Source organism: Shimia haliotis, assembly GCF_900114415.1.
GTDB lineage: Bacteria > Pseudomonadota > Alphaproteobacteria > Rhodobacterales > Rhodobacteraceae > Shimia > Shimia haliotis.
The window spans coordinates 141399-158651 of sequence record NZ_FOSZ01000002.1; the positions used below are offsets into that span (position 1 = coordinate 141399).

Consider the following 17253-nt stretch of genomic DNA (forward strand, 5'->3'; position numbering starts at 1 on the left):
CGCGCTACCCGTTGGCAAGCAGAACCGGCAATCCCTTGGAGATTACTGGGCCTATACCTACGCGAGGATAGAATCCGGCCGCAAAGAAACCTGCTTCTAGGGTGCCCTGGCAATACCCCGCACGAATACGCTTTGCCCATTCCTGGTCCCAACGTCGACCACCCCATCCAGACCCGCAGCCCAATCCTCAAGTTCCTTCGTCGCAAACCCATGCAGCAACGTATGGGTAAACATCGGGTTTGACCGTCGCGCCTGGTCCGTGAGCGCCAGCGTCACTCCCTGCCCCCAATAACCGGGATGCAAGTAGACAAAATGCGTGCATCCAACCTTTGCGAGATCAATTCCGTCACGGACAAGCCGAACCTTGACCGGCACCCAGTCGGGGTCTGTGGTGAAGTGATGGCAAGCGCCAAGGCAGACGCAACCGACGAGGCTGTCCCCTTCCCATGCCAACGCGGCGGTATCGCCACGCCTGGAAAAGCGCGCCAGCGCCGCCATCGCGTCGATGGGCAGAAGGCCTTTGGTCTCGCGGACAGCATTCGCGACCTCTGCAATCGTTTCATAATGCGGCGCGGCTTCGGCAAGCAGGATCTGTTCGTATCGCATCAGAATTACACCTCGATGGTTTGGGCGAGATTGAACAGGTCGTCCAAATCAGGCTCGGTAAGCGCCGTCCCATCCGGCCATGTCAGATAGGGTGCAAGACTATTGAGGAGCGGACTTGAGCGACGGAACTCGACAGCTTCGGTCCAGGCAAGCCGGGTCATGGCGTCCATGCCCGCCATCAAGCTCTCAACCTGATCCAAAAGACCCATCTGCAGGAGCGCTGCCTTCGCCTGGAATCGGGAAACGACCGGGTCTGGCGTGGCGGGACCATCATCCGCTACCGGTGCATATGGCGTGACGGATCCATAGCCGCCTTCGAGGGCCGTTTCGTATTCTGGATTAACGCCTTTTTCGAATGTCGCAAGCGTGTCGGTATCGATATCGACAGCGATCAGGTCGCCCTCTTCCGTCAAGAACCGCGGATTATACACTGTTGCCCTCCACTGCTTTCAAGATGCCGGGATAGAGATCCTCCCCCCCTGTCTGGAAGCGGACATTGCGGATGTAGATATTGTGATACTGGATGTCTTTTCCGGTCCCGGTGGTCGCGCCTTTGTACTGAACGATCACCTGGTCCCCCATTTTCACGGCGACATCGGCGGTTTTCGTGACCCAACTGGTCGTTGCGGTATAGGTCGCGATTGTGGTCCAGGAACCATTGCGCAAACGCCGAATACGGGTTTGCGGACCTGAGTTTCCAGACCGCATCAGATCATGCACAACGCGGATCGTACCCCCTTGAAGAAACTCGAAGGTATGGCGCGTGATCCAACTGGTGCTGGTCGTATTGGTTTGCCCATCAACTCGACTTCGAATGTTCGCGCCCGCCGCAAGCGACGGCAAACCAGATGTTGCGCTGAAGACGAACTTCTGAGTGCCGGTTCCTCCCAGCCCCGTATTGGTGATGGCAATTCCATCTCCGGCCTCGATGTTCGCCCCGTCAAGAACCGTGACCGCGCCATTCACACCTTGTTGCGTGCGGTAGAGGATCAACCCTTGCGACGCGTCGAACCCCAGATCGCCATCGCCCGAGAGCCCCGATTTCTCCAGATTGTCGAAGGTTAGCTTGCGGGCACTGAGGTTTTCGAAGTCCTCATCCTGTCCTGAGTTGGCAAGCCGCTGGATGCTCTCGCTCCCATTGTCCCGCTTGAGATAGAGCTTGCCGTCATGGGTGTTGACCGCAAGCTCGCCGAGATCCAGTTGACCTGTCGTGGGCACTTTGCCCGCCACGGCGGAGCGTTTCATCTTGAGGGCCATGTGGCCTGCCTCCTTGTCTGACTATGAAGTCGAAGCTGTCGGGGAACAGTCGGGGATCAGAATGTCCCGCCATCGAGCGCGATCCCGGAGATGCTGCCGCCGGTAATGGACACGTTGCTGGCCGCCTGGGTGGCAATGGATCCAAGGCCGAGGTTCGAGCGCGCTGTCGCCTTGTTCGGCACATCCGCCAGGTTCGACGCCTTGGCCAGTTTGTCTGCGAGCGCATTGGTTACCGTCGTGGCGAAGTTCGGGTCATCTCCGAGGGCGGCAGCCAGTTCATTCAGCGTGTCCATCGCGCCGGGAGCGGCATCGATCAGTGCCCCAATTGCCGCCGACACAAAGGCGGTCGTGGCAACCTGCGTTGTGCTGGTGCCATTAGTCGCCGTAGGGGCCGTCGGCGTGCCGGTCATTGCGGGCGATGCCAAAGGCGCCTTGGCGTCCAGGGCCCCTTGCAGCCCGGTCACTTGCGCGATGGCATGGCTGTGCGCAGACGGCGAAAAGCTGGACGGTTTGCCCGTGATGCCAGCCCAGGGCACGCTATCGGCCGCCTCGGCCGCATCGACCTTGCCATCGGCGTCACTGTCATAGGTGGCTTTGAGCATGTCGCCCGCCCCCAAGCCCGAAAGTGCCGACTGTACGAAGGCCGTGGTCGCGATCTGGGTCGTGTTCGTGCCGGATGTGGGCGTCGGTGCGGTCGGCGCGCCGCTCAGCGCAGGTGACGCCAGGGGGGCCTTTCCGTTGAGCGCCGTCTGCAATCCCGTCACATCGGCGATTGCGTGACCATGTGCGTTGTCCGACTTTCCATCGAGCGCCGTCTGCAACCCGCTCACATCCGCGATCGCATGGCCATGGCTGGCACCTGCCTTGTCCGCCAGCCCCGCATCGAACTGTGACTTGCGCACAAGGTCGGTTGCCGCGGAGGCGTCTTGCGAGGATTTCGGGACCACGGAAAAAGTCTTGGCCCCCGCGACGGTCTGGGTATTGCCGAGATCGACGAAGGCCCCGCGCCCGCCGAGCGGCAGGATCGTGGTGGCGTTGCCTGATCCGTCATCGCCCTTGCCGACATAGAGCGTATCGTCGACCTCGTTATGAGCGAGCTCGCCGGATTTGAGCGCGGCGGGCGCACCGGCAATGCCCGAAACGCGGCGTTTAAGCTGGATGGTATTGGCCATCAAAAATGCCCTCCATTGATGGGAGTATCGGTGGGTAGAATGGTGATCCCTGGTTCACCCTGATCGCCCTTGGCGCCTTGTGGGCCAGGGATGCCCTGCGGTCCTGGCGCGCCAAGCACCCGCAGTCCGATCGGAGCAGCCCCCAGCCGGAGCGTGATCGGTTCATGGGAGGCGACGCGCAGCCGGATTGGTGCCGTTGCGGCGCTGAGATTGACAGCCTCGGACATGCCTAAAGCCCTCGCGTCACCGGCAGCAGAACGGGAATTTCCAGAAAGACGTTCAAGTGCTGCGGCGGAACAAGATCGATCCGCACCAGATCCAGCACGACGGATCCGGGCGCGAGCGCGACCGTCACTGCCTCCGGAATGACGAGTTCCAGCGTGTTGTCGCTGCGCCGCAGGATCGTGCTGCTTTCGCTGTTCAGCGTTGCCAGAACGGTTTCGTCGTTGGCCTTGCCCCGCAACTGCCCGGCAAAACGCGCCTCGTCCGGAAACAGCGCGCCCTCCGCTTCGAGTTGCAGACGGTATTCATAGCCGATCAGGATGGCCGGGCCTTCGGCAAGCGCTGTCGTCATGGGCGCCACCCGCACAGCCGCGCGCCGATTTCATTATGGGCGAGGATCTGGTTTTTGGTGTTCTCCGAGAGCACATCGGCGCGCGCCGGACGGATTGGCTGGGCCCAATCGCAATCCTCACGCAGGAAACGCCGGTCAGTCCCGCATCCAGCGGTCAAGGCGGCGATCGAGATCAGCAGGATCAGAGGTTTCAACATCATGACGGATATCCCTGGAGGTGGTGAGCGCGCGAATGCGGGCCTCGGCACGGCGGGTCGCGTAGGCCGCCTTGCCTGCCGCCCTGCCCCGACGCCAGGTGATTGCCAGCGCTGCGATCAGCGCCAGACCAAGGCTGAGCCAAAGAGCCACCCGTCGCGACAGCCCAGCCAGACTGCCGGTGATCAAACCCAACATGCTCACATCGTCCTTCCGCTACGGTGATCCTCGATCCGGGCATGGCGGGCATGCACCGCGCAGGCGATCACAACGACAAAGCAGAGTACGCCAATCCATGGCGCCAGCCCTGAAAGCCGATCGTTCAAGCTGAGCAGATCGAAAAGCCGCGCCACCCCGTCCTGCGCTGCCTCAGCGTCTGACAGGATCGGTGCGGCCTGTGCCGTTACGGTTCCAACAACTCCCAAAAGCCCGACACCGATCTGGGCGTCACTGGCAGCAACAATGCGACTACGCTTCGGCATGCCGGCTGCACGCTCCGGCGCGACAGGTCGCGGACCTGCTGTCACCAGGGCCTCTTCCAGAGCCACATCGATGATCGGAACCAGCGGCAAATTATGCTCATCTCGGAAGGCCAAGATCGCGCCCCGCGTTCGCGGCCCGATCTGCCCGTCGGCAACTCCAACCTCATGATAGCCGAGGTCCTTCAGCCGCCTCTGCACCTCGCGCACCGTCATACGCGTGGCCGGCGACACCTGCCCCGCCCGGCGAATTCCAAGCAGTTTTGAGACCGGATAGCGCCTGACATTGACCGCATCGCCCTGGTTGCCGCCCAGCCCCCAGACCCAGCCGCCTTCGATCCGATCGACAAAGAAGACATGACCCTGCCAGCTGGAAGAGCCGCGCGGGATGATGCCAATGTCGCCGGGTTGCGCCTCTTCGATGTCAACCGGCACGCCCCAATCGAGATAGGAGCGCGCGGTCAGTTTACGCGTCGAGCGGATCCCGGCCTGTTCCAGGCAGTGGCCGACAAACGCCGCGCACCAGGCAACGCTGTCATGTTCCACCCAGTCGTGACCGACCGAAGCATACATCTCGAGTATGACCGGGTTGTTTTCCGGCCCGGGACCTTCCGCGGCCCCGATGTAGGATTTGGCAATGTCATATGGGGTCATGGCAATAGCCTCCTTGCCCCGCACGCGAAACGGCGGGTGATTTGATTGGTGGTTTTCTATGTGTCGTGTTGGGCTGAAGCCCTACTTCTTGCGCCCGAGCCAGGCGCAGAGCAGCGCTTCCGTGCCACGGGGGCCAAGATAGGCCAGCATGGCCACCAGCCCGGTACTGACCGGCTGTGTCAGTCCGAGGTAGGTTGCGACCGCTTCACCAATGATGGCCATGCCGACCGCAACAGGGATTTCCCACAGGAGTTCCTTGCCAACGAACCGGCGTCGGCCAAGCTTGACCTCGCCCGAGTGGTACATCAGCCGTCCGGCAGAGGCGCCGATCAACGTGGTCAGCGCGCCGCCAAAGAAGCTGTTGATGGTTTCTATGAAGCTGCCGTCGGTCATGGTGGTTTTCCAGGTGATATGGTTTCGTCAGTATGTGCCGCCATCGAGGAACTCCTGCCACGCGCTGTCCTGCGCATCGCGGATCTTCAGAACGGGTGGTGAGGCACTGGTGTCGAACCAGAGCATGCCCGGGCGTGTATCGGTCGGCGCCGTCGGCCCGGCATTTGATGATTGGAGTGCCGCCAGCACCTCGTTGATCCTGGTGCGCACCGCCAGACCGCTGTCATTCTCGATCACAAAGCTGTTTGTTTGCGCCATCACGCCACCTCGTCCGCATGAAGCCGCAGGGCACTGACCACCGGCGTGAACGCGGGATCGCCCGTACTGAGCCAGGCCCGCGCCTCGATTGCCCGGGCTTCGATTTCATGGTTGTCGACACGGCCCCAGGGGCCCCAGCTCGGCGCGCCAAGTGGATCGTCATCGGTTTCGCGCACTTCCACGACAACATCGATTTCCGCGCCTTCCGTGCCATCAAAATCCGCCCAGGCGTCGATAAGCTCTGCCCGCGCATCGATCTGATCCAGAAGCGCCAGTGCCGCCACGCTGATCTGGCTGCGCAGCCGAAGATGACGTACAGCGCCAAAATCAAGACCGGCTCCGAAACTGTAGAGGCCTTCATTGGTAGTGGTGCTGGGCACTCCTTCTTCATCCGTGCTCGTCGCCAGCCGCAAAGTGCTGCCAACCACGGCGAGATCCGTCATCCCACCCGGAAAGCCCGGGTCAGCCTGCAGACTGTCGATTGACGCAAAGCTCAGCGCCTGCGCCCCCTTGGTACTCACTGTTGCCACCGGCCCGAGCCGACCGCCGCTGTCCTCGGCCCGGATCAGATAACTGCCGGGTTTGAGCGGGACCACGGCAATGGCTTCCGCTCCCGCAACCCGGTCCATGGAATAGCTGTTGGCCCAGGTGGGGATGCCTTCGGTGCTGTGGCGGATGACGATATTGCCCGCCACACGCACATCCGGATCGGCCGCCCGGGTCCATTTCAGGATGGCAAGACCGCCCGCGGTTTGCAGTGTCACGTTTCGGAGCGCCTCTGGCGGAGCGGTCAGCCCGAGGATTTCTGCCTCGCGCATGCGCCAACCGGAGGACACACCCAAAACCGAGAGCGCCTTGACGCGGAACTTCCAGTGCCCCGGGCTCGCATCACGCAATTCCAACGTGGTGCCAGAGGTGCGGCCACAATCGAGCCAGGCGCCCCCGTCACGCTGCCCCTCCAGCTGATACTGGCCGACAAAGCTCGAGGCAGCCGCCGCCCAGGTCACACGGATCAGCACCTTTGCACCCCCACCATCGCGGGTGATGTACAACTCCTCGGAAATCTCCGGGCGCCCCGGTGCCGCCACGGCAAAGGCCGATGGCAGGTTCGTGCGAGGCGCGGCCGCGTAAATCTGCTCCTCAGACGCGTCCCAATCGTAGATCAGCGGTGAGGTCTCGCGCAGAACGAGGTCCGGCACCAGAAGCGGCGCATCGCCCATCTGCACCAGATCCAGCCGCATCGACTGCACATCAAAGGGTTTTGAGGCAAAGCCCCAACGGGCATAATCAAGTTGCACGGTTTCCCCCACGGCCACGGACCAGGCACTCAACTTGCCATCGAGTTTCACGCTCATCTGGCGGCGCGCACGCTCGAGCTCGATCTTGGCCAGCCTCTGGGCGGCTGCGGCCGAGATCGTGAACGGCAGCGCAATATCCCGCCAGATCCGTTCGCCGCCATCTTCAGTGAGGTAGACGTCAGAGGCGTAAGCCGGAAAGTCATCCGGCTGCCAGTCGTTTTCCGGACTGACAAACTGCCCACGCACCGCATTGAAGTTCGAGGCCCGGCTGAGACGCGTGGTGAGTTGCAAACCGCCCTCGCGCAGATCATCCGCGCCGAGCGTGACCTCTGGGATGCGATAGGCCCCTGCCTGCAGCCGCCATCGCCCGCCCTGCCAGATGCAACGCCCGGCCATGGCAGTGAGCATCGCCTCAATGATGGTCTTCGGGCTTTCAGACAGCGTAACAACACCATTGCAGCTGTATCGCGGTTCCGTTCCGCCAGCCGCAAGCGGCACCACCTCGTCGCAGATATTCGCTGCCTCAACCAGCGCATCGAGGTCGATACCGTCTTCAGCACCGATGCCAGCCCCAATCCCGTAGGCGGCATGCGCCATGTAATCGGCCACGCAGAGGGCGGCATTTTCTGTGTAGACCTGTTCTCCGGAACGCGGATCCAGAATGTCGTCTTTCCCCTCCATGTCGACCGTGATGTTTGGAATACCACCCGGGAAAGCATCAGCGTCGTAGGTCAGGCGTAAATAGATCGCAGCGCAGCCTGCCAGACGGTGATCCTCGGTCCAATGTTCGGACACGTCTTCGACAAGCCCCGCAAAGGCCGTCTGGTCTTCATGGCCAAGGCGTTTTTCCAACGTGACCTTGCCAGACCAGCGTCCCTGCGCCGTGCCACTGACATTGATTGCCTCTTCGCCCTCGAAGTAAATCGCCCCGATCGATTTGACGCGATGGGCCGCCAGCACGATGACCAGATGCAAATACTGATCCTTGTCGCCATTCGCATGAAGAAAGACGATCACCCCGCCCTTGCGCGCGCGGCCATAGACCATCTCCCTGGGCATCACCGGCTCGCGCACGGTCACGGTTCGTGCCTGCATCGCCACCGTTGGTTGCGGCATGAGCGCTTGCGCTGCTGCCGACAGCAGCATCGAGGCTCCGAAGTTTGCTGCGATACCTATCAGACCGCCGGCCGCCAGCGCAGCCCCGATCCCGCCCGCGGCAAGGGCCGCGCCGCCAAGAGCGGCAACCCCAAGAACAACTGGTGGCATGAGGCTCAGACCCTCCAGGCGAGCGAGCAATCAGAGAGCGAAATAAAAACGAGACCATCCGGGGCAACGAAAGCAACTTTGGCCCCCACGCAAACACCGTAAGCTGGGCCTGACCCGCCCAGAACCTGATCGCCGCGTCCGGCTTGAAGAACTGAGGGCAATGGCGTCCCGAGCAGATCCCGCCCCGCGGCCTCGAGACTGCCCCAGCCGAGACGTTTCATGATGCGATGCGCGCCCAGTGCGGTGCGATAGCGACCGCGCCAGAGAGCCGCGATGTCCTCGCCGCCGGTCAGGTCACGGCGGAGATCGAATGCCCAGGTTGCGCAATCATGAGTGCCCCAGGAAAAAGGCGTCTCCCGCGCCGCTTCGATGGCACCAGCCAGTCGGTTTTGCCAATCCGGCCGTCTCATCCACGCCCCCAGGTGATTTCCTTGTCCTGAATGGTGGTTACATGTTCAAATCCGCGGTCGCCGGGGTGAAGCGCCTGCTGGCTTTCGTGGGTATAGCGCCAGCTGCGCGGTGTGTTGAGATCGATGAGCCGGCTTTCATAGCTGATGGTCACGGTACAGCTTTGCGCATTGTCCGTGATCTCCGGCACGTCTAGCCGGCCCAGGAAAGCCTGTACCGGATCGGCAATGACATTCATGTTGTCGTCCAGTAGTCCCAACCAGACCCGTCCTGGCTTGCCCTGCCGCGCTTCCTCGATAGCAATCCCGACCATCTCCAGCGGCACGCCCGAGAGCGAGATCATGGTGCCGCTGGCGACCACATCGCTGGTTTCCTCAAGGGCGCCTATGCTGATGAGGCTGCCCATTCCGGTCCAGATCTTGCCGTCCCAGAACAGTTCCCCAAGCCCCGTCCAGACCCGCACCCAGCCCGAGGCAAATTCCCCCTCAAAGAACAGAATGGGGCGCAACGACTGTTCGGACAACGCCGTCGCAAAACCTGCTGTGACATCACGGCTCATCAGAGCGCCTCGCGGGCGGTCACGCTGAAACGGTGGTTGTCGGCTCTGTTGATCCGGGTCGGCACGGGGCCTGTGAGGCGCAAAAAGACTGCCGGTGCGACGATTTCCAGGGCAGCGCCGCTCAGGGGTGAGGACCGCAGGCGCGGCGTGATCTGCAGGGTCACCGCGCCCGATGCATCTGCCACGGCGTCTGCTGTGATCTGGTAAAGCCGCGTATCGGCATCGCTGCCCAATGAAATGAAGTCACCGATCTCGAGCACGGGCAATGAGGGCGCCCACCCGCTTGTTAGAAGCGTATTCCCGGATTGCCCACCGCCACTTACAACGGGATCGGCCAGGAGGTCCGAGCGACCGGCTGAGGGATCGCGGAACAGGAACTGACCGCGCATTCCGCCGAGTGCGGCAAAGAAAGCCGAAAGCCGTCGCGCTTCCCGACCTCTGGTCAATGCCATCTCGAAGGTGAAATCCCACCATTCACCGCCCCAGTCCTGCACTTGCTGGCTACCGGTAAAACCCGATGTGGCGGCTGTCACACTCGCGACCAGGCGCCGCTCGAGGTTTTCAACCAGATGCAGGGGAAGTGTTGGAACCGTCATATGGCATAGCCTCTGGCACGGCGCTCGGCGACGCTTTGGATGGCAACACGTTTGATTTCTGGGAGCGCGGCACGCAGCCGGGTATCGATTTGTTCCGCGACACCCATCTGCGCCCCACGGGCATCGATGTTCACAGTGACACCGCCGGACCCTTGGCGCGCGTGGCCATACTCGGCAGCTTCACGACGGTTCAGCACCCGCTCCCCGCGTTGCAGGATCGTCGGCACCTCGTCGGGCCGAAGTCCCGCCCAGCCACCGGTATGCAATTTTGGTGCGCCAGCGAAGGCCAGCGCAGGCACCTGCCTTTGATGGCCAGACAAACCGACGATGCCGCCTGCATGAGAAACGGCCGCCGTCACAGACCCGCCCCCGAAAATGCCGGAGAGCGCATTGGCGAGAGGGCCCAACACGGCGCGCTTGAAGGCCAGAACCGCAAGATCGGCGAGGATGGAGCGCACGAGGCTTTTGAAGTCGAGCTTGCCGGTTTCGACGAAGCTGCGGAAGGCGCTCTCCGCACCGCGGAAGGCTCCCAAAAGGCTCTCGCCAAGCCCCTTACCCAAATCAAGCGCTGACTTCGCGTAGTCCGATAGCGATTTCGAAACGGCACCAAAGCCCGTGACGATAGCGTCCTTGGCCTTTCCCGCCGCGCCACCCGCCCTGCTCACCGCATCAGCAAGGCGGTCAGCAGACGTGGTGGCCTCATCCAGCGCCGCAGCCCCGTCGTCTCCTGCGTCCGCAACGGCATCACGCAGCGCGCCCCAAGTGGTCAGCGGCGCCGTGGCCCCCGTGGCCAGGTCGGTTGCTGCCTGACGGTACGTGTTGGCGGTCGCGAGTGCCTCGGCGGCGATGCCATCGAGGCCAAGGTCCGGGGCAGTCAATGGGTTGTCCTCGAAGGCTCGCCGAAAAGCCTCCGCAGCGGCTGTACCGGCATCGGCCGATGCCCCTGCAAAGGGGTTTTCAATGTCGCCGAGGCTGATTTCGCCAATCTCGCCGAAGGTGGTCTCGATGCCGACCGCGGCCAACGCATCGCGGATGCGTCCCGTGAAGGCATCGATCCGGCGGATTGCGCCGTTCAGCATCGCCTCAATGCCGTCGAGCATGCGGTTCGCGGCTGAGAAGACGAGATCGCCAATCACATCCGGCAAGCGAGACCAGATCTCACGCACGGCCAGAAGCGCACCCTCGAAAGTGTTTGCCGTGGCGTTGCCAAAACTCACAACGCTCTCGATGGCGCCTGCCATACCCGTCGCGGCATCCGCCTTAAGATCGAAAAACATCGCCGTGGCCTGGGCCCCTGCAGCGGAGGCCCCCATCTTGATCCGGTCCCAAACCTCTACGGCGACATTCTTCAAGAGGCGCATGGCCTCTCCGAAGCCGCCAGCGCCGGACGCCAGACGGGTGAACCAGTACACGAGTTCCCCTGCCCCGACGATCAGCGCGCCAATGCCAGTGCGAATGAGAGCGCCTTTCAAGATCACAAGCGTCGTGGCCAGACCACGGACCGAGAGCGCGGCCGCGGCCATCGCGGCCACCCAGCGACCAGCGAGGAAGGTGGCAAATGTGCTGGCGTAGATCCCGAGGCGGTCGAGATTGGCGAGAACCGTATCAAAGGCCCGGCTGATCGGGCTGCTCGAAGAGGCCAGCGCCACAAAGGCGTTGGCCACTGCCTCGAGCGTGGGCGCCAGTGCCACCGCGATCCGGTTGCGCACACCGGTTAAGACCTGACCAATGCTGACGAGTGCCAGTTCAGAACGTCGCATGGCTGCGATCGCATCGGTGTCAAGGACTGCGCCGAGGGTTTGGGCTTGTGCCCCGAGCCGGGTCATTTCTGCGCCGCCGTTTTTCAGGAGCGGGATGAGCCGCGTGGTGTCCGAGGCCATGGCCTCGAGATAGAACGTCATTTCCTGCTGACTGACGCCTGCGCGTTCGAGACTGTCGACATAGAGCTGCAGCGCCTCCGGTCCTGAAAGCCGCTCAAATTGATCGGCCGTCACCCCAACCCTGGGTGCGATGTTTTCGAAAAAGTCGGCCATCGGGCCGCCGCCGGTCTGCAGGAAGTCGCCAACCCGGTCGTTCACATCCTTCAGGATGTCAGCGAGTTTTTCCTGTTCAATGCCGACCGTGGCCGAGGCCGCCGACCAGCGCTGGAACACCTCCGGGTTGGCATTGGCCAACTGGCTCAGCTGTCCAATCTCGTTGGCCGCCGCCACCGTGGATCGGGTCATGGACACCACAGCGGCACTGAGCGCGGCAGCGGCGGCCGTGGCCGCAATCCGCGCCCGGCGCGCAAAGGCAGCCATACGGGCGTTGGCCTGTTCCATTTCCCGCGACAGACGCCCGAAGCCGCTTGAGCCGGCTTTGCCGACCCCTTCGAGCTCGGCGCGCACCTGGCGGCCGCCGGTGGCCGAGAGGCGCACGGATACCTTTTTCTCAGCCATTGCTTTGCTCGATTTCTTCGTTGGTTTTGCGCACCATCACCGCCTCGATGGGCGGTAATAGTTCCGCGATGGTGAGTGGCGAAAGCCCGAGGGCTGCGCCAAGCTGTAGCGCGGCGCCCATGTCCCAGCCGACAACAGCACCGCCGCTTACACCACCGGCCACGCGCATCTGGCCGCCAAGGCGCTGCACCAGATCCCAGACCTGCCAGCCCTCAAGGGTTTGCGGCGCGTGAAGGGTGCGAGGGCAGTCAGGGCATGCCCCCGAACAAGCCGCACAATAGTCACCGCCCCCGCCGAACTCCCAGTCGGCGAGAGCGGTCAGCCGTTTTTTTCCTGCTCCAGGATCAGAGCGCCGGCGATGTATTTGGTCTGGAACGCCTCGAAGATCGGCCAGATTTCCAGAAGGGCGTCGATGCCGGAGGGCGTGACAGGCAGTGGTTTGTCCTCCGTGTCTCCGACGCCCTCCCAGTCCTTCACGACGATGCGCGCCACCGCTTTCGCCACGATGCGCGCAAGGTCGTCGTTCGAGGCGGCATCTTCGCCCTCGGCCACCTGTGTGGCGGCCAGGATCGCGGGATCGCTGCGTGCGGCAAGCATGACAGCGGTGGTCAGGGGCTCGACAAGCAGGCGCACGCCGTGGCCGAGATCAAGCCAGTGCGGCTCATTGGAAAGGTTCAATCGCAACATTAGTATGTTTCCCGGTCATTGATGAGAGTGACGGTACACATGCGGCCGACACTCGGATCGCTCGCCGCCTGCCAGTCAAAGGTCGCCTGCACGCCTTGGGGGCCCGAGATCTCGATCCGGGGCCGCGGCAGGTAAACTGCATGTGCCGTGAGCGTCAGGCTCTCACCACTTGCCAGCGTGTAGGAAAACTCCAGCTCGCAGGCCTCGCCGTTGATCGCCTGTTGCACGAGCGTCTGGTCGGCAAAGCGCACGACGACATTGCCAGTGAGCGCAGCAATGGACGGGTCTGCCCCGTCGATCTTGCCATCAGCGCGGATGGTCTCGATACGGTCGAGATTGTTGGCGTAGGTGATGTCGGCTGAGACGACGTTCCCGATATTGGCGCCGTTGCGTGTTACCGCCCCGTTGAAGTGGCCGAAGCGATTCAGCGTGATGTTAGCAAGCGTTCCCGCTGCCGTGGTCGTACCAATGTTCTCGCCCTGCGCCACGATGTTGGCTGTGGCGGTCAGAAGCCCCGACCGCGCCACCTGCCAGCTCAGACTGTCGACCATGCAACCCGAATACATCGCGTAGCGCGGTACCTCGGGCATGCCCGTCTCGATCGAGAAGGACGGCAACGACCAGTTCCCCGAGCAGAATTCGTGGGTATAGGGGGCTTCAGCGCCGGTGGTCATGGGCGTTCCAAAACCCGCCTTTAGCCAAAAGCCGAAGGCCTCGGCATCAATCGGCACGACGACATCACCATCCGCCGTCACTGCATCCTTGATCGGTGCCTGCGGATCCCGGCCGTAGCCCAGGAGTTCCGATGTCTGCAGCGGTTGCTCGGCCCCCAACGTCGTGCTTGCGAATGGCAGCCTCAAAAAACCGCTCGCAGGCGGCGTGCCATAGGTTGTCTCGAACGCAAGCGCCATTTGCGCCCGCGCCCCTTGGGCTCGTGCCATGTTTCAACTCCTCAGATGTTTGGGGTCAGCTGAGCGGGTCAGCCGTTGAATAGTGCAGCACCACCGGGATCACGGCGGCTTTCAGGCTGGTCGCGCCTTCGACCGGTAGATCGACAGGCTGCGGCGCTTCCGCCTCAATCCAATCGCAAAGGCCACCGAGCGTTCGGTCGTCAGCGAGCGCTGTCCCAATACCGGCGGACAGCCTGTCTAAGGCCGCGTCGCGGTCGGTGCCCTGCACGACCGCCTCGATCTCGGCGCGATGCTGGTAATGGTAGGCGAGCGGCGACAGCGTGACCTCCGGTTCCCCCGGATCACCGTCGCGCAGGATCAGCAGGCCTGCTACCGGAATGCGTTCGGGCAGCACTTCACCGCGCAGAGAGGTGGCGGGCAGTGCCGAAAGCCGCGCATGCAGCGCGATGAGGATGGTTTCGCGAAAGGTGGGCATGGGTGTTTGCTATCGTGCAGGTGCGGAGAAGGTCCATTTCGAAACCAAGCTCTGGATGCTGCGCCCTGCGCGAATGTCAGCTGACGACTGATGTCGACAAAAACAGCGACATTGGCAAAATCAGGCAGGCATTCCATCTGCTTTCGGGAGATTGGGGTCCATCTTATCCCACGGCTGTGCGCTGTTAACGTAAATGTCACGACTTGGCGCGTACCAGCTCGGATCATCCAGGCTCCCTGCGAACAGGATCATAGCCCCCTCACTTGCCTTGTTGATCAGGAACAGCGGTGACCCACAGTCAGAACAGAAGCCGCGAAGCATCGCATGGCCGCGATCTGCTCGGCGCTCGAACCACTTTGGGTCCCCTTTTTCGAGCTTGAAATCTGCCTGTTTCACCAGGACAGCCGGAAAATATGCACTTCCAGTAGCCTGCTGGCAATCACGGCAATGGCAATTCCCCATGTATCGGGCAATACCTTCGGACCTGTATCGGATTGCTCCGCACGCGCAGCCACCGGTGAACTGTTCTGGCAACATAAGTATTCCTCCCTCGTGTATCTTAGGAAGGAGAACCAATTTCGCAACACCATTAAGGTCCTGCGAGGCTGTGTTGGGAGAGCGCTCCTTGGACCATTGGGAGCCAAGGGCAGGTTTGTCCGCATAGCCGATGTCACAACCTTCCCCCCAGCCAGTCCGCCACGATCAGCCCCGGCAAGCTGTCATGCGCGCGCTCTGCGTCGCGCGCCAAATCGAGCCGTTTCGCCAGCTTCACCTGCGGCACCAGAAGGAAGATCGGCACCGTGGCCCGTCCGCGCCCGGTCTTCGAGCGCGATACCACGCCGAGCCCGCGGTTGTTCAACCGCCCATCGGCGACGAGCAGGCTTGGCCCTCGACGGCGGTAAACAAAGCGCAGCCGCAAGCCCCGTCGCCGTTCCCATTCGCCAGGCGTGATCCTTCCACCCCGCAACCCGCGTCCAGCGGCCTGCGTCGGGATTGCCAGCCAGAACCCATCTTTCGACCGGATCAGCGGCCCCGTGTCATGCGCGCCGACGATCACCGGCGCCTTCGACCAGACAAGTGCCGCAGCGTTCAGGCTTTCGCCCGTCTTCGGATAAGTCTGGCTCCGGATCGAGTTGGCGAGCCGCCGACCGAGTCCGGCTTGTGCAATCTGCCCGCGCCAAGACGTCTTGAGCCCGGTGCCAGCTTCCCGCATCGCCGTGGTCACGGCCTTTTCACCGGCTTTGATCTCGGCCGCCATCACGGCAACCAGATCAGGTGTGATGTCGAAGCCGAGTTTCATGCGGGAGCCAGGTCCAAGGTCCAGATGAGCCGCTCCCGGTCACGGCGCGGCTCACCCTGTATCAGGAAGGTTTCTTCGCCGATGAGTATCTGCTCCTGCGGCCGCGGATCAGGGATGTCACCGGCAAGCACGTCGATCCGCGTTGTTTCCGACATGAGCCGCGCCGTCCCGAACTCCGTGATCTCGTCGGGACGGCGGAGAATCCCGCGCGCCTGCGTAAACCGTCCCTCCATATCCCGATGCCAGATTTCGACCGATATATTGGGATCGACAAACAGCATGCCGACCGCGACGGCAAAGGCGGTCATCAGGTCCGCTTCGCCGTCCGCAGAACCTGCGGACGGGTGCAGATCGGCAGCGGGTTGCTCTCGATTTCGAGCCGCACCCATTCGTCACGGTCCCTATCGGGGATCGTGCGTGCGTAGAGCGGCAGGCCGAGGGTGTTGACCGTCTCGAAGGTGTCCGCAGGGGCATGGTAGATCTCGAAGAGGCCCTCCACTCCTTCGGGATAGAAGAAGGCCTTGTCGGTTGGCACGCCAAAGCCCGCCCCACCCCGGTAACGGCGGAAAGTAATGCCACCAAAGCTGACCTCATCGGCGACCCTGCCGCGCAGATCGGCAGCAGCGGCGGTGTTGAGATAGGTCTCGCGCACCTCCTTGTGGGCGATGAGATCAGCAAAAAAGGCCGACCCGCATTCAGCGCGGACCTGCACGGCCCCGGCGGCGAGCCCGCCCATGCTGTCTTCCACGCTTTCGATCAGCGCCTGGCAGCGTTTGCGCAGCACCCCGGAGCCGGGTGTCGCATTGTCGAGATCGAAATCGATCTCAGTGGCGGGAGTGATGCCGAACTCGGTGAAGTAGTTGATCACCGTGGCGCTGTCCTTGGGATCCTTCACGATGCCCTGAATGCCATTCAGCAGGTGATATTCGAACGTCGCCTCCGCATCCTGGCGCAGACGGCCAAGCTTTCGGGCGACCTCGCTTTGCACCTGCTGGGTGGCGCTTTCCGAGCCGAAGTCACGAATGCCCTGGATTTCCGAGGCCCAGAGCACGTCCTGCTTCTTGAACTGGCGGCACACAAAGGCGCGCATGTCGCGACGCTCGGGGACCTGTTGCTCGGCAGCCGAGCCACGTTCGGAGAACGGGATCAGCGACAGCGTACCGTCCCGGCTCTCGATCACGACGGTGCGCGAGCGCACGCCGCGCGGCGAGAACAGGCTGGCACCCGACAGGATCGCGGGCTTGAAGGGAATGTTTTCCAGAGCGCGGGTGAGTTCGATGATGGTGAAGGCATCGCCTTCGAAGATATCCATGGTGGTCATGGGAATGCCTCCGTTGAGAGTTTGATCAGCGAACGAGGATGCCGACCGCCAGCAGCGCGGCATGGGCGGCGGCAATCTCGCCCTCGCTGGGGGTACCGACAAAGACGAGATCGTGGCGATTGACGATGGCGGAACCGCGAACGAGTGCGACGGCTGGCACGTCGCCGCCCGTGGCATCGGCCTTGCCCCAGAGCACCGCCACCGCGGTTTCCGTGCCATCGACGGCGGCGGGATCATGGGCGGCGTATTTGCCAGACGCGGTGATCTTGCCCAGCACCGTGCCCGGATCGAGCGTGGCAAACGCTGTTCCTGTGGCGACGGTGATGGTTTCGCGGGTGAAGTCGCGGAAGGCTTCCCAAACGAGGAAGCCTCCGGGATGCGTGTTCTCGGTGAGCGTGGTCACGTG

Annotated in this window: 24 protein-coding genes; all 24 read right to left on the reverse strand. The window is 62.8% G+C overall.

What is annotated here, in order from left to right:
- Positions 1 to 96: 96 nt before the first annotated feature.
- A complete protein-coding gene (locus BM069_RS06010; protein ID WP_093321717.1) occupies positions 97 to 606 on the reverse strand; it encodes a hypothetical protein in 510 nt (169 codons plus the stop codon).
- Between the two features lie 5 nt (positions 607 to 611).
- On the reverse strand, positions 612 to 1037 hold the full coding sequence (locus BM069_RS06015; RefSeq protein ID WP_093321720.1) for a hypothetical protein: 426 nt from the start codon (positions 1035 to 1037) through the stop codon (positions 612 to 614).
- The gene (locus BM069_RS06020; protein WP_093321723.1) at positions 1030 to 1863 is read right to left on the reverse strand and encodes a hypothetical protein; all 834 of its coding nucleotides are present in this window, start codon (positions 1861 to 1863) and stop codon (positions 1030 to 1032) included. The genes BM069_RS06015 and BM069_RS06020 overlap by 8 nt, the downstream gene beginning before the upstream one ends.
- Positions 1864 to 1919: 56 nt before the next feature.
- Positions 1920 to 3035: a phage tail fiber repeat family protein gene (locus BM069_RS06025; RefSeq protein ID WP_093321726.1), complete on the reverse strand. Its 1116-nt coding sequence runs from the start codon at positions 3033 to 3035 to the stop codon at positions 1920 to 1922.
- Complete coding sequence (locus BM069_RS06030; RefSeq protein ID WP_093321729.1) at positions 3035 to 3262, reverse strand: hypothetical protein; 228 nt, start codon at positions 3260 to 3262, stop codon at positions 3035 to 3037. The genes BM069_RS06025 and BM069_RS06030 overlap by 1 nt, the downstream gene beginning before the upstream one ends.
- Positions 3263 to 3264: 2 nt before the next feature.
- The gene (locus BM069_RS06035; protein WP_093321732.1) at positions 3265 to 3609 is read right to left on the reverse strand and encodes a hypothetical protein; all 345 of its coding nucleotides are present in this window, start codon (positions 3607 to 3609) and stop codon (positions 3265 to 3267) included.
- A gap of 135 nt (positions 3610 to 3744) precedes the next feature.
- Complete coding sequence (locus BM069_RS06040; RefSeq protein WP_093321735.1) at positions 3745 to 4002, reverse strand: hypothetical protein; 258 nt, start codon at positions 4000 to 4002, stop codon at positions 3745 to 3747.
- A gap of 2 nt (positions 4003 to 4004) precedes the next feature.
- The gene (locus tag BM069_RS06045) at positions 4005 to 4937 is read right to left on the reverse strand and encodes a C40 family peptidase (protein ID WP_093321738.1); all 933 of its coding nucleotides are present in this window, start codon (positions 4935 to 4937) and stop codon (positions 4005 to 4007) included.
- A gap of 81 nt (positions 4938 to 5018) precedes the next feature.
- On the reverse strand, positions 5019 to 5330 hold the full coding sequence (locus BM069_RS06050) for a phage holin family protein (RefSeq protein WP_093321741.1): 312 nt from the start codon (positions 5328 to 5330) through the stop codon (positions 5019 to 5021).
- A gap of 27 nt (positions 5331 to 5357) precedes the next feature.
- Entirely contained in the window at positions 5358 to 5588 is a 231-nt protein-coding gene (locus BM069_RS06055) for a hypothetical protein (RefSeq protein ID WP_093321744.1), read from the reverse strand.
- Entirely contained in the window at positions 5588 to 8152 is a 2565-nt protein-coding gene (locus BM069_RS06060; protein ID WP_093321747.1) for a phage tail protein, read from the reverse strand. The genes BM069_RS06055 and BM069_RS06060 overlap by 1 nt, the downstream gene beginning before the upstream one ends.
- Positions 8153 to 8157: 5 nt before the next feature.
- Positions 8158 to 8562: a DUF6950 family protein gene (locus BM069_RS06065; protein WP_093321750.1), complete on the reverse strand. Its 405-nt coding sequence runs from the start codon at positions 8560 to 8562 to the stop codon at positions 8158 to 8160.
- The gene (locus BM069_RS06070; RefSeq protein ID WP_093321752.1) at positions 8559 to 9119 is read right to left on the reverse strand and encodes a hypothetical protein; all 561 of its coding nucleotides are present in this window, start codon (positions 9117 to 9119) and stop codon (positions 8559 to 8561) included. The genes BM069_RS06065 and BM069_RS06070 overlap by 4 nt, the downstream gene beginning before the upstream one ends.
- The gene (locus BM069_RS06075; protein WP_093321755.1) at positions 9119 to 9715 is read right to left on the reverse strand and encodes a hypothetical protein; all 597 of its coding nucleotides are present in this window, start codon (positions 9713 to 9715) and stop codon (positions 9119 to 9121) included. Before BM069_RS06075 ends, BM069_RS06070 begins: the two co-directional genes overlap by 1 nt.
- Positions 9712 to 12153: a phage tail tape measure C-terminal domain-containing protein gene (locus tag BM069_RS06080; protein ID WP_093321758.1), complete on the reverse strand. Its 2442-nt coding sequence runs from the start codon at positions 12151 to 12153 to the stop codon at positions 9712 to 9714. Before BM069_RS06080 ends, BM069_RS06075 begins: the two co-directional genes overlap by 4 nt.
- Complete coding sequence (locus tag BM069_RS06085; protein ID WP_093321761.1) at positions 12146 to 12343, reverse strand: DUF7697 family protein; 198 nt, start codon at positions 12341 to 12343, stop codon at positions 12146 to 12148. Before BM069_RS06085 ends, BM069_RS06080 begins: the two co-directional genes overlap by 8 nt.
- Positions 12344 to 12471: 128 nt before the next feature.
- On the reverse strand, positions 12472 to 12840 hold the full coding sequence (locus tag BM069_RS06090) for a hypothetical protein (protein WP_093321764.1): 369 nt from the start codon (positions 12838 to 12840) through the stop codon (positions 12472 to 12474).
- On the reverse strand, positions 12840 to 13781 hold the full coding sequence (locus BM069_RS06095; RefSeq protein ID WP_093321767.1) for a phage tail tube protein: 942 nt from the start codon (positions 13779 to 13781) through the stop codon (positions 12840 to 12842). The genes BM069_RS06090 and BM069_RS06095 overlap by 1 nt, the downstream gene beginning before the upstream one ends.
- A gap of 25 nt (positions 13782 to 13806) precedes the next feature.
- Entirely contained in the window at positions 13807 to 14226 is a 420-nt protein-coding gene (locus BM069_RS06100; protein ID WP_093321770.1) for an acyl-CoA transferase, read from the reverse strand.
- A 120-nt stretch (positions 14227 to 14346) separates the two neighbouring features.
- On the reverse strand, positions 14347 to 14763 hold the full coding sequence (locus BM069_RS06105) for a GFA family protein (RefSeq protein WP_200880368.1): 417 nt from the start codon (positions 14761 to 14763) through the stop codon (positions 14347 to 14349).
- Between the two features lie 133 nt (positions 14764 to 14896).
- Entirely contained in the window at positions 14897 to 15526 is a 630-nt protein-coding gene (locus BM069_RS06110; protein ID WP_093321773.1) for a DUF6441 family protein, read from the reverse strand.
- Positions 15523 to 15834, reverse strand: coding sequence for a head-tail joining protein (locus BM069_RS06115; protein WP_093321776.1), 312 nt, complete (start codon positions 15832 to 15834; stop codon positions 15523 to 15525). Before BM069_RS06115 ends, BM069_RS06110 begins: the two co-directional genes overlap by 4 nt.
- Positions 15834 to 16847, reverse strand: a complete 1014-nt coding sequence (locus BM069_RS06120) for a major capsid protein (protein ID WP_170846691.1) — start codon at positions 16845 to 16847, stop codon at positions 15834 to 15836. Before BM069_RS06120 ends, BM069_RS06115 begins: the two co-directional genes overlap by 1 nt.
- A 25-nt stretch (positions 16848 to 16872) precedes the next feature.
- Positions 16873 to 17250 (reverse strand): head decoration protein, encoded by a 378-nt coding sequence (locus BM069_RS06125; RefSeq protein ID WP_093321781.1) that lies wholly within the window; start codon positions 17248 to 17250, stop codon positions 16873 to 16875.
- Between the last annotated feature and the right edge of the window lie 3 nt (positions 17251 to 17253).

Bases quoted from the DNA above. Each gene is read 5' to 3' on its own strand.
- BM069_RS06100 (WP_093321770.1), bottom strand. From the start codon at position 14,226: ATGCCCACCTTTCGCGAAACCATCCTCATCGCGCTGCATGCGCGGCTT.
- BM069_RS06110 (WP_093321773.1), bottom strand. From the start codon at position 15,526: ATGAAACTCGGCTTCGACATCACACCTGATCTGGTTGCCGTGATGGCG.
- BM069_RS06075 (WP_093321755.1), bottom strand. From the start codon at position 9,715: ATGACGGTTCCAACACTTCCCCTGCATCTGGTTGAAAACCTCGAGCGG.
- BM069_RS06095 (WP_093321767.1), bottom strand. From the start codon at position 13,781: ATGGCACGAGCCCAAGGGGCGCGGGCGCAAATGGCGCTTGCGTTCGAG.
- BM069_RS06120 (WP_170846691.1), bottom strand. From the start codon at position 16,847: ATGACCACCATGGATATCTTCGAAGGCGATGCCTTCACCATCATCGAA.
- BM069_RS06090 (WP_093321764.1), bottom strand. From the start codon at position 12,840: ATGTTGCGATTGAACCTTTCCAATGAGCCGCACTGGCTTGATCTCGGC.
- BM069_RS06010 (WP_093321717.1), bottom strand. From the start codon at position 606: ATGCGATACGAACAGATCCTGCTTGCCGAAGCCGCGCCGCATTATGAA.
- BM069_RS06045 (WP_093321738.1), bottom strand. From the start codon at position 4,937: ATGACCCCATATGACATTGCCAAATCCTACATCGGGGCCGCGGAAGGT.
- BM069_RS06060 (WP_093321747.1), bottom strand. From the start codon at position 8,152: ATGCCACCAGTTGTTCTTGGGGTTGCCGCTCTTGGCGGCGCGGCCCTT.
- BM069_RS06105 (WP_200880368.1), bottom strand. From the start codon at position 14,763: ATGTTGCCAGAACAGTTCACCGGTGGCTGCGCGTGCGGAGCAATCCGA.
- BM069_RS06050 (WP_093321741.1), bottom strand. From the start codon at position 5,330: ATGACCGACGGCAGCTTCATAGAAACCATCAACAGCTTCTTTGGCGGC.
- BM069_RS06080 (WP_093321758.1), bottom strand. From the start codon at position 12,153: ATGGCTGAGAAAAAGGTATCCGTGCGCCTCTCGGCCACCGGCGGCCGC.
- BM069_RS06055 (WP_093321744.1), bottom strand. From the start codon at position 5,588: ATGGCGCAAACAAACAGCTTTGTGATCGAGAATGACAGCGGTCTGGCG.
- BM069_RS06065 (WP_093321750.1), bottom strand. From the start codon at position 8,562: ATGAGACGGCCGGATTGGCAAAACCGACTGGCTGGTGCCATCGAAGCG.
- BM069_RS06070 (WP_093321752.1), bottom strand. From the start codon at position 9,119: ATGAGCCGTGATGTCACAGCAGGTTTTGCGACGGCGTTGTCCGAACAG.
- BM069_RS06040 (WP_093321735.1), bottom strand. From the start codon at position 4,002: ATGTTGGGTTTGATCACCGGCAGTCTGGCTGGGCTGTCGCGACGGGTG.
- BM069_RS06020 (WP_093321723.1), bottom strand. From the start codon at position 1,863: ATGGCCCTCAAGATGAAACGCTCCGCCGTGGCGGGCAAAGTGCCCACG.
- BM069_RS06115 (WP_093321776.1), bottom strand. From the start codon at position 15,834: ATGACCGCCTTTGCCGTCGCGGTCGGCATGCTGTTTGTCGATCCCAAT.
- BM069_RS06030 (WP_093321729.1), bottom strand. From the start codon at position 3,262: ATGTCCGAGGCTGTCAATCTCAGCGCCGCAACGGCACCAATCCGGCTG.
- BM069_RS06035 (WP_093321732.1), bottom strand. From the start codon at position 3,609: ATGACGACAGCGCTTGCCGAAGGCCCGGCCATCCTGATCGGCTATGAA.
- BM069_RS06025 (WP_093321726.1), bottom strand. From the start codon at position 3,035: ATGGCCAATACCATCCAGCTTAAACGCCGCGTTTCGGGCATTGCCGGT.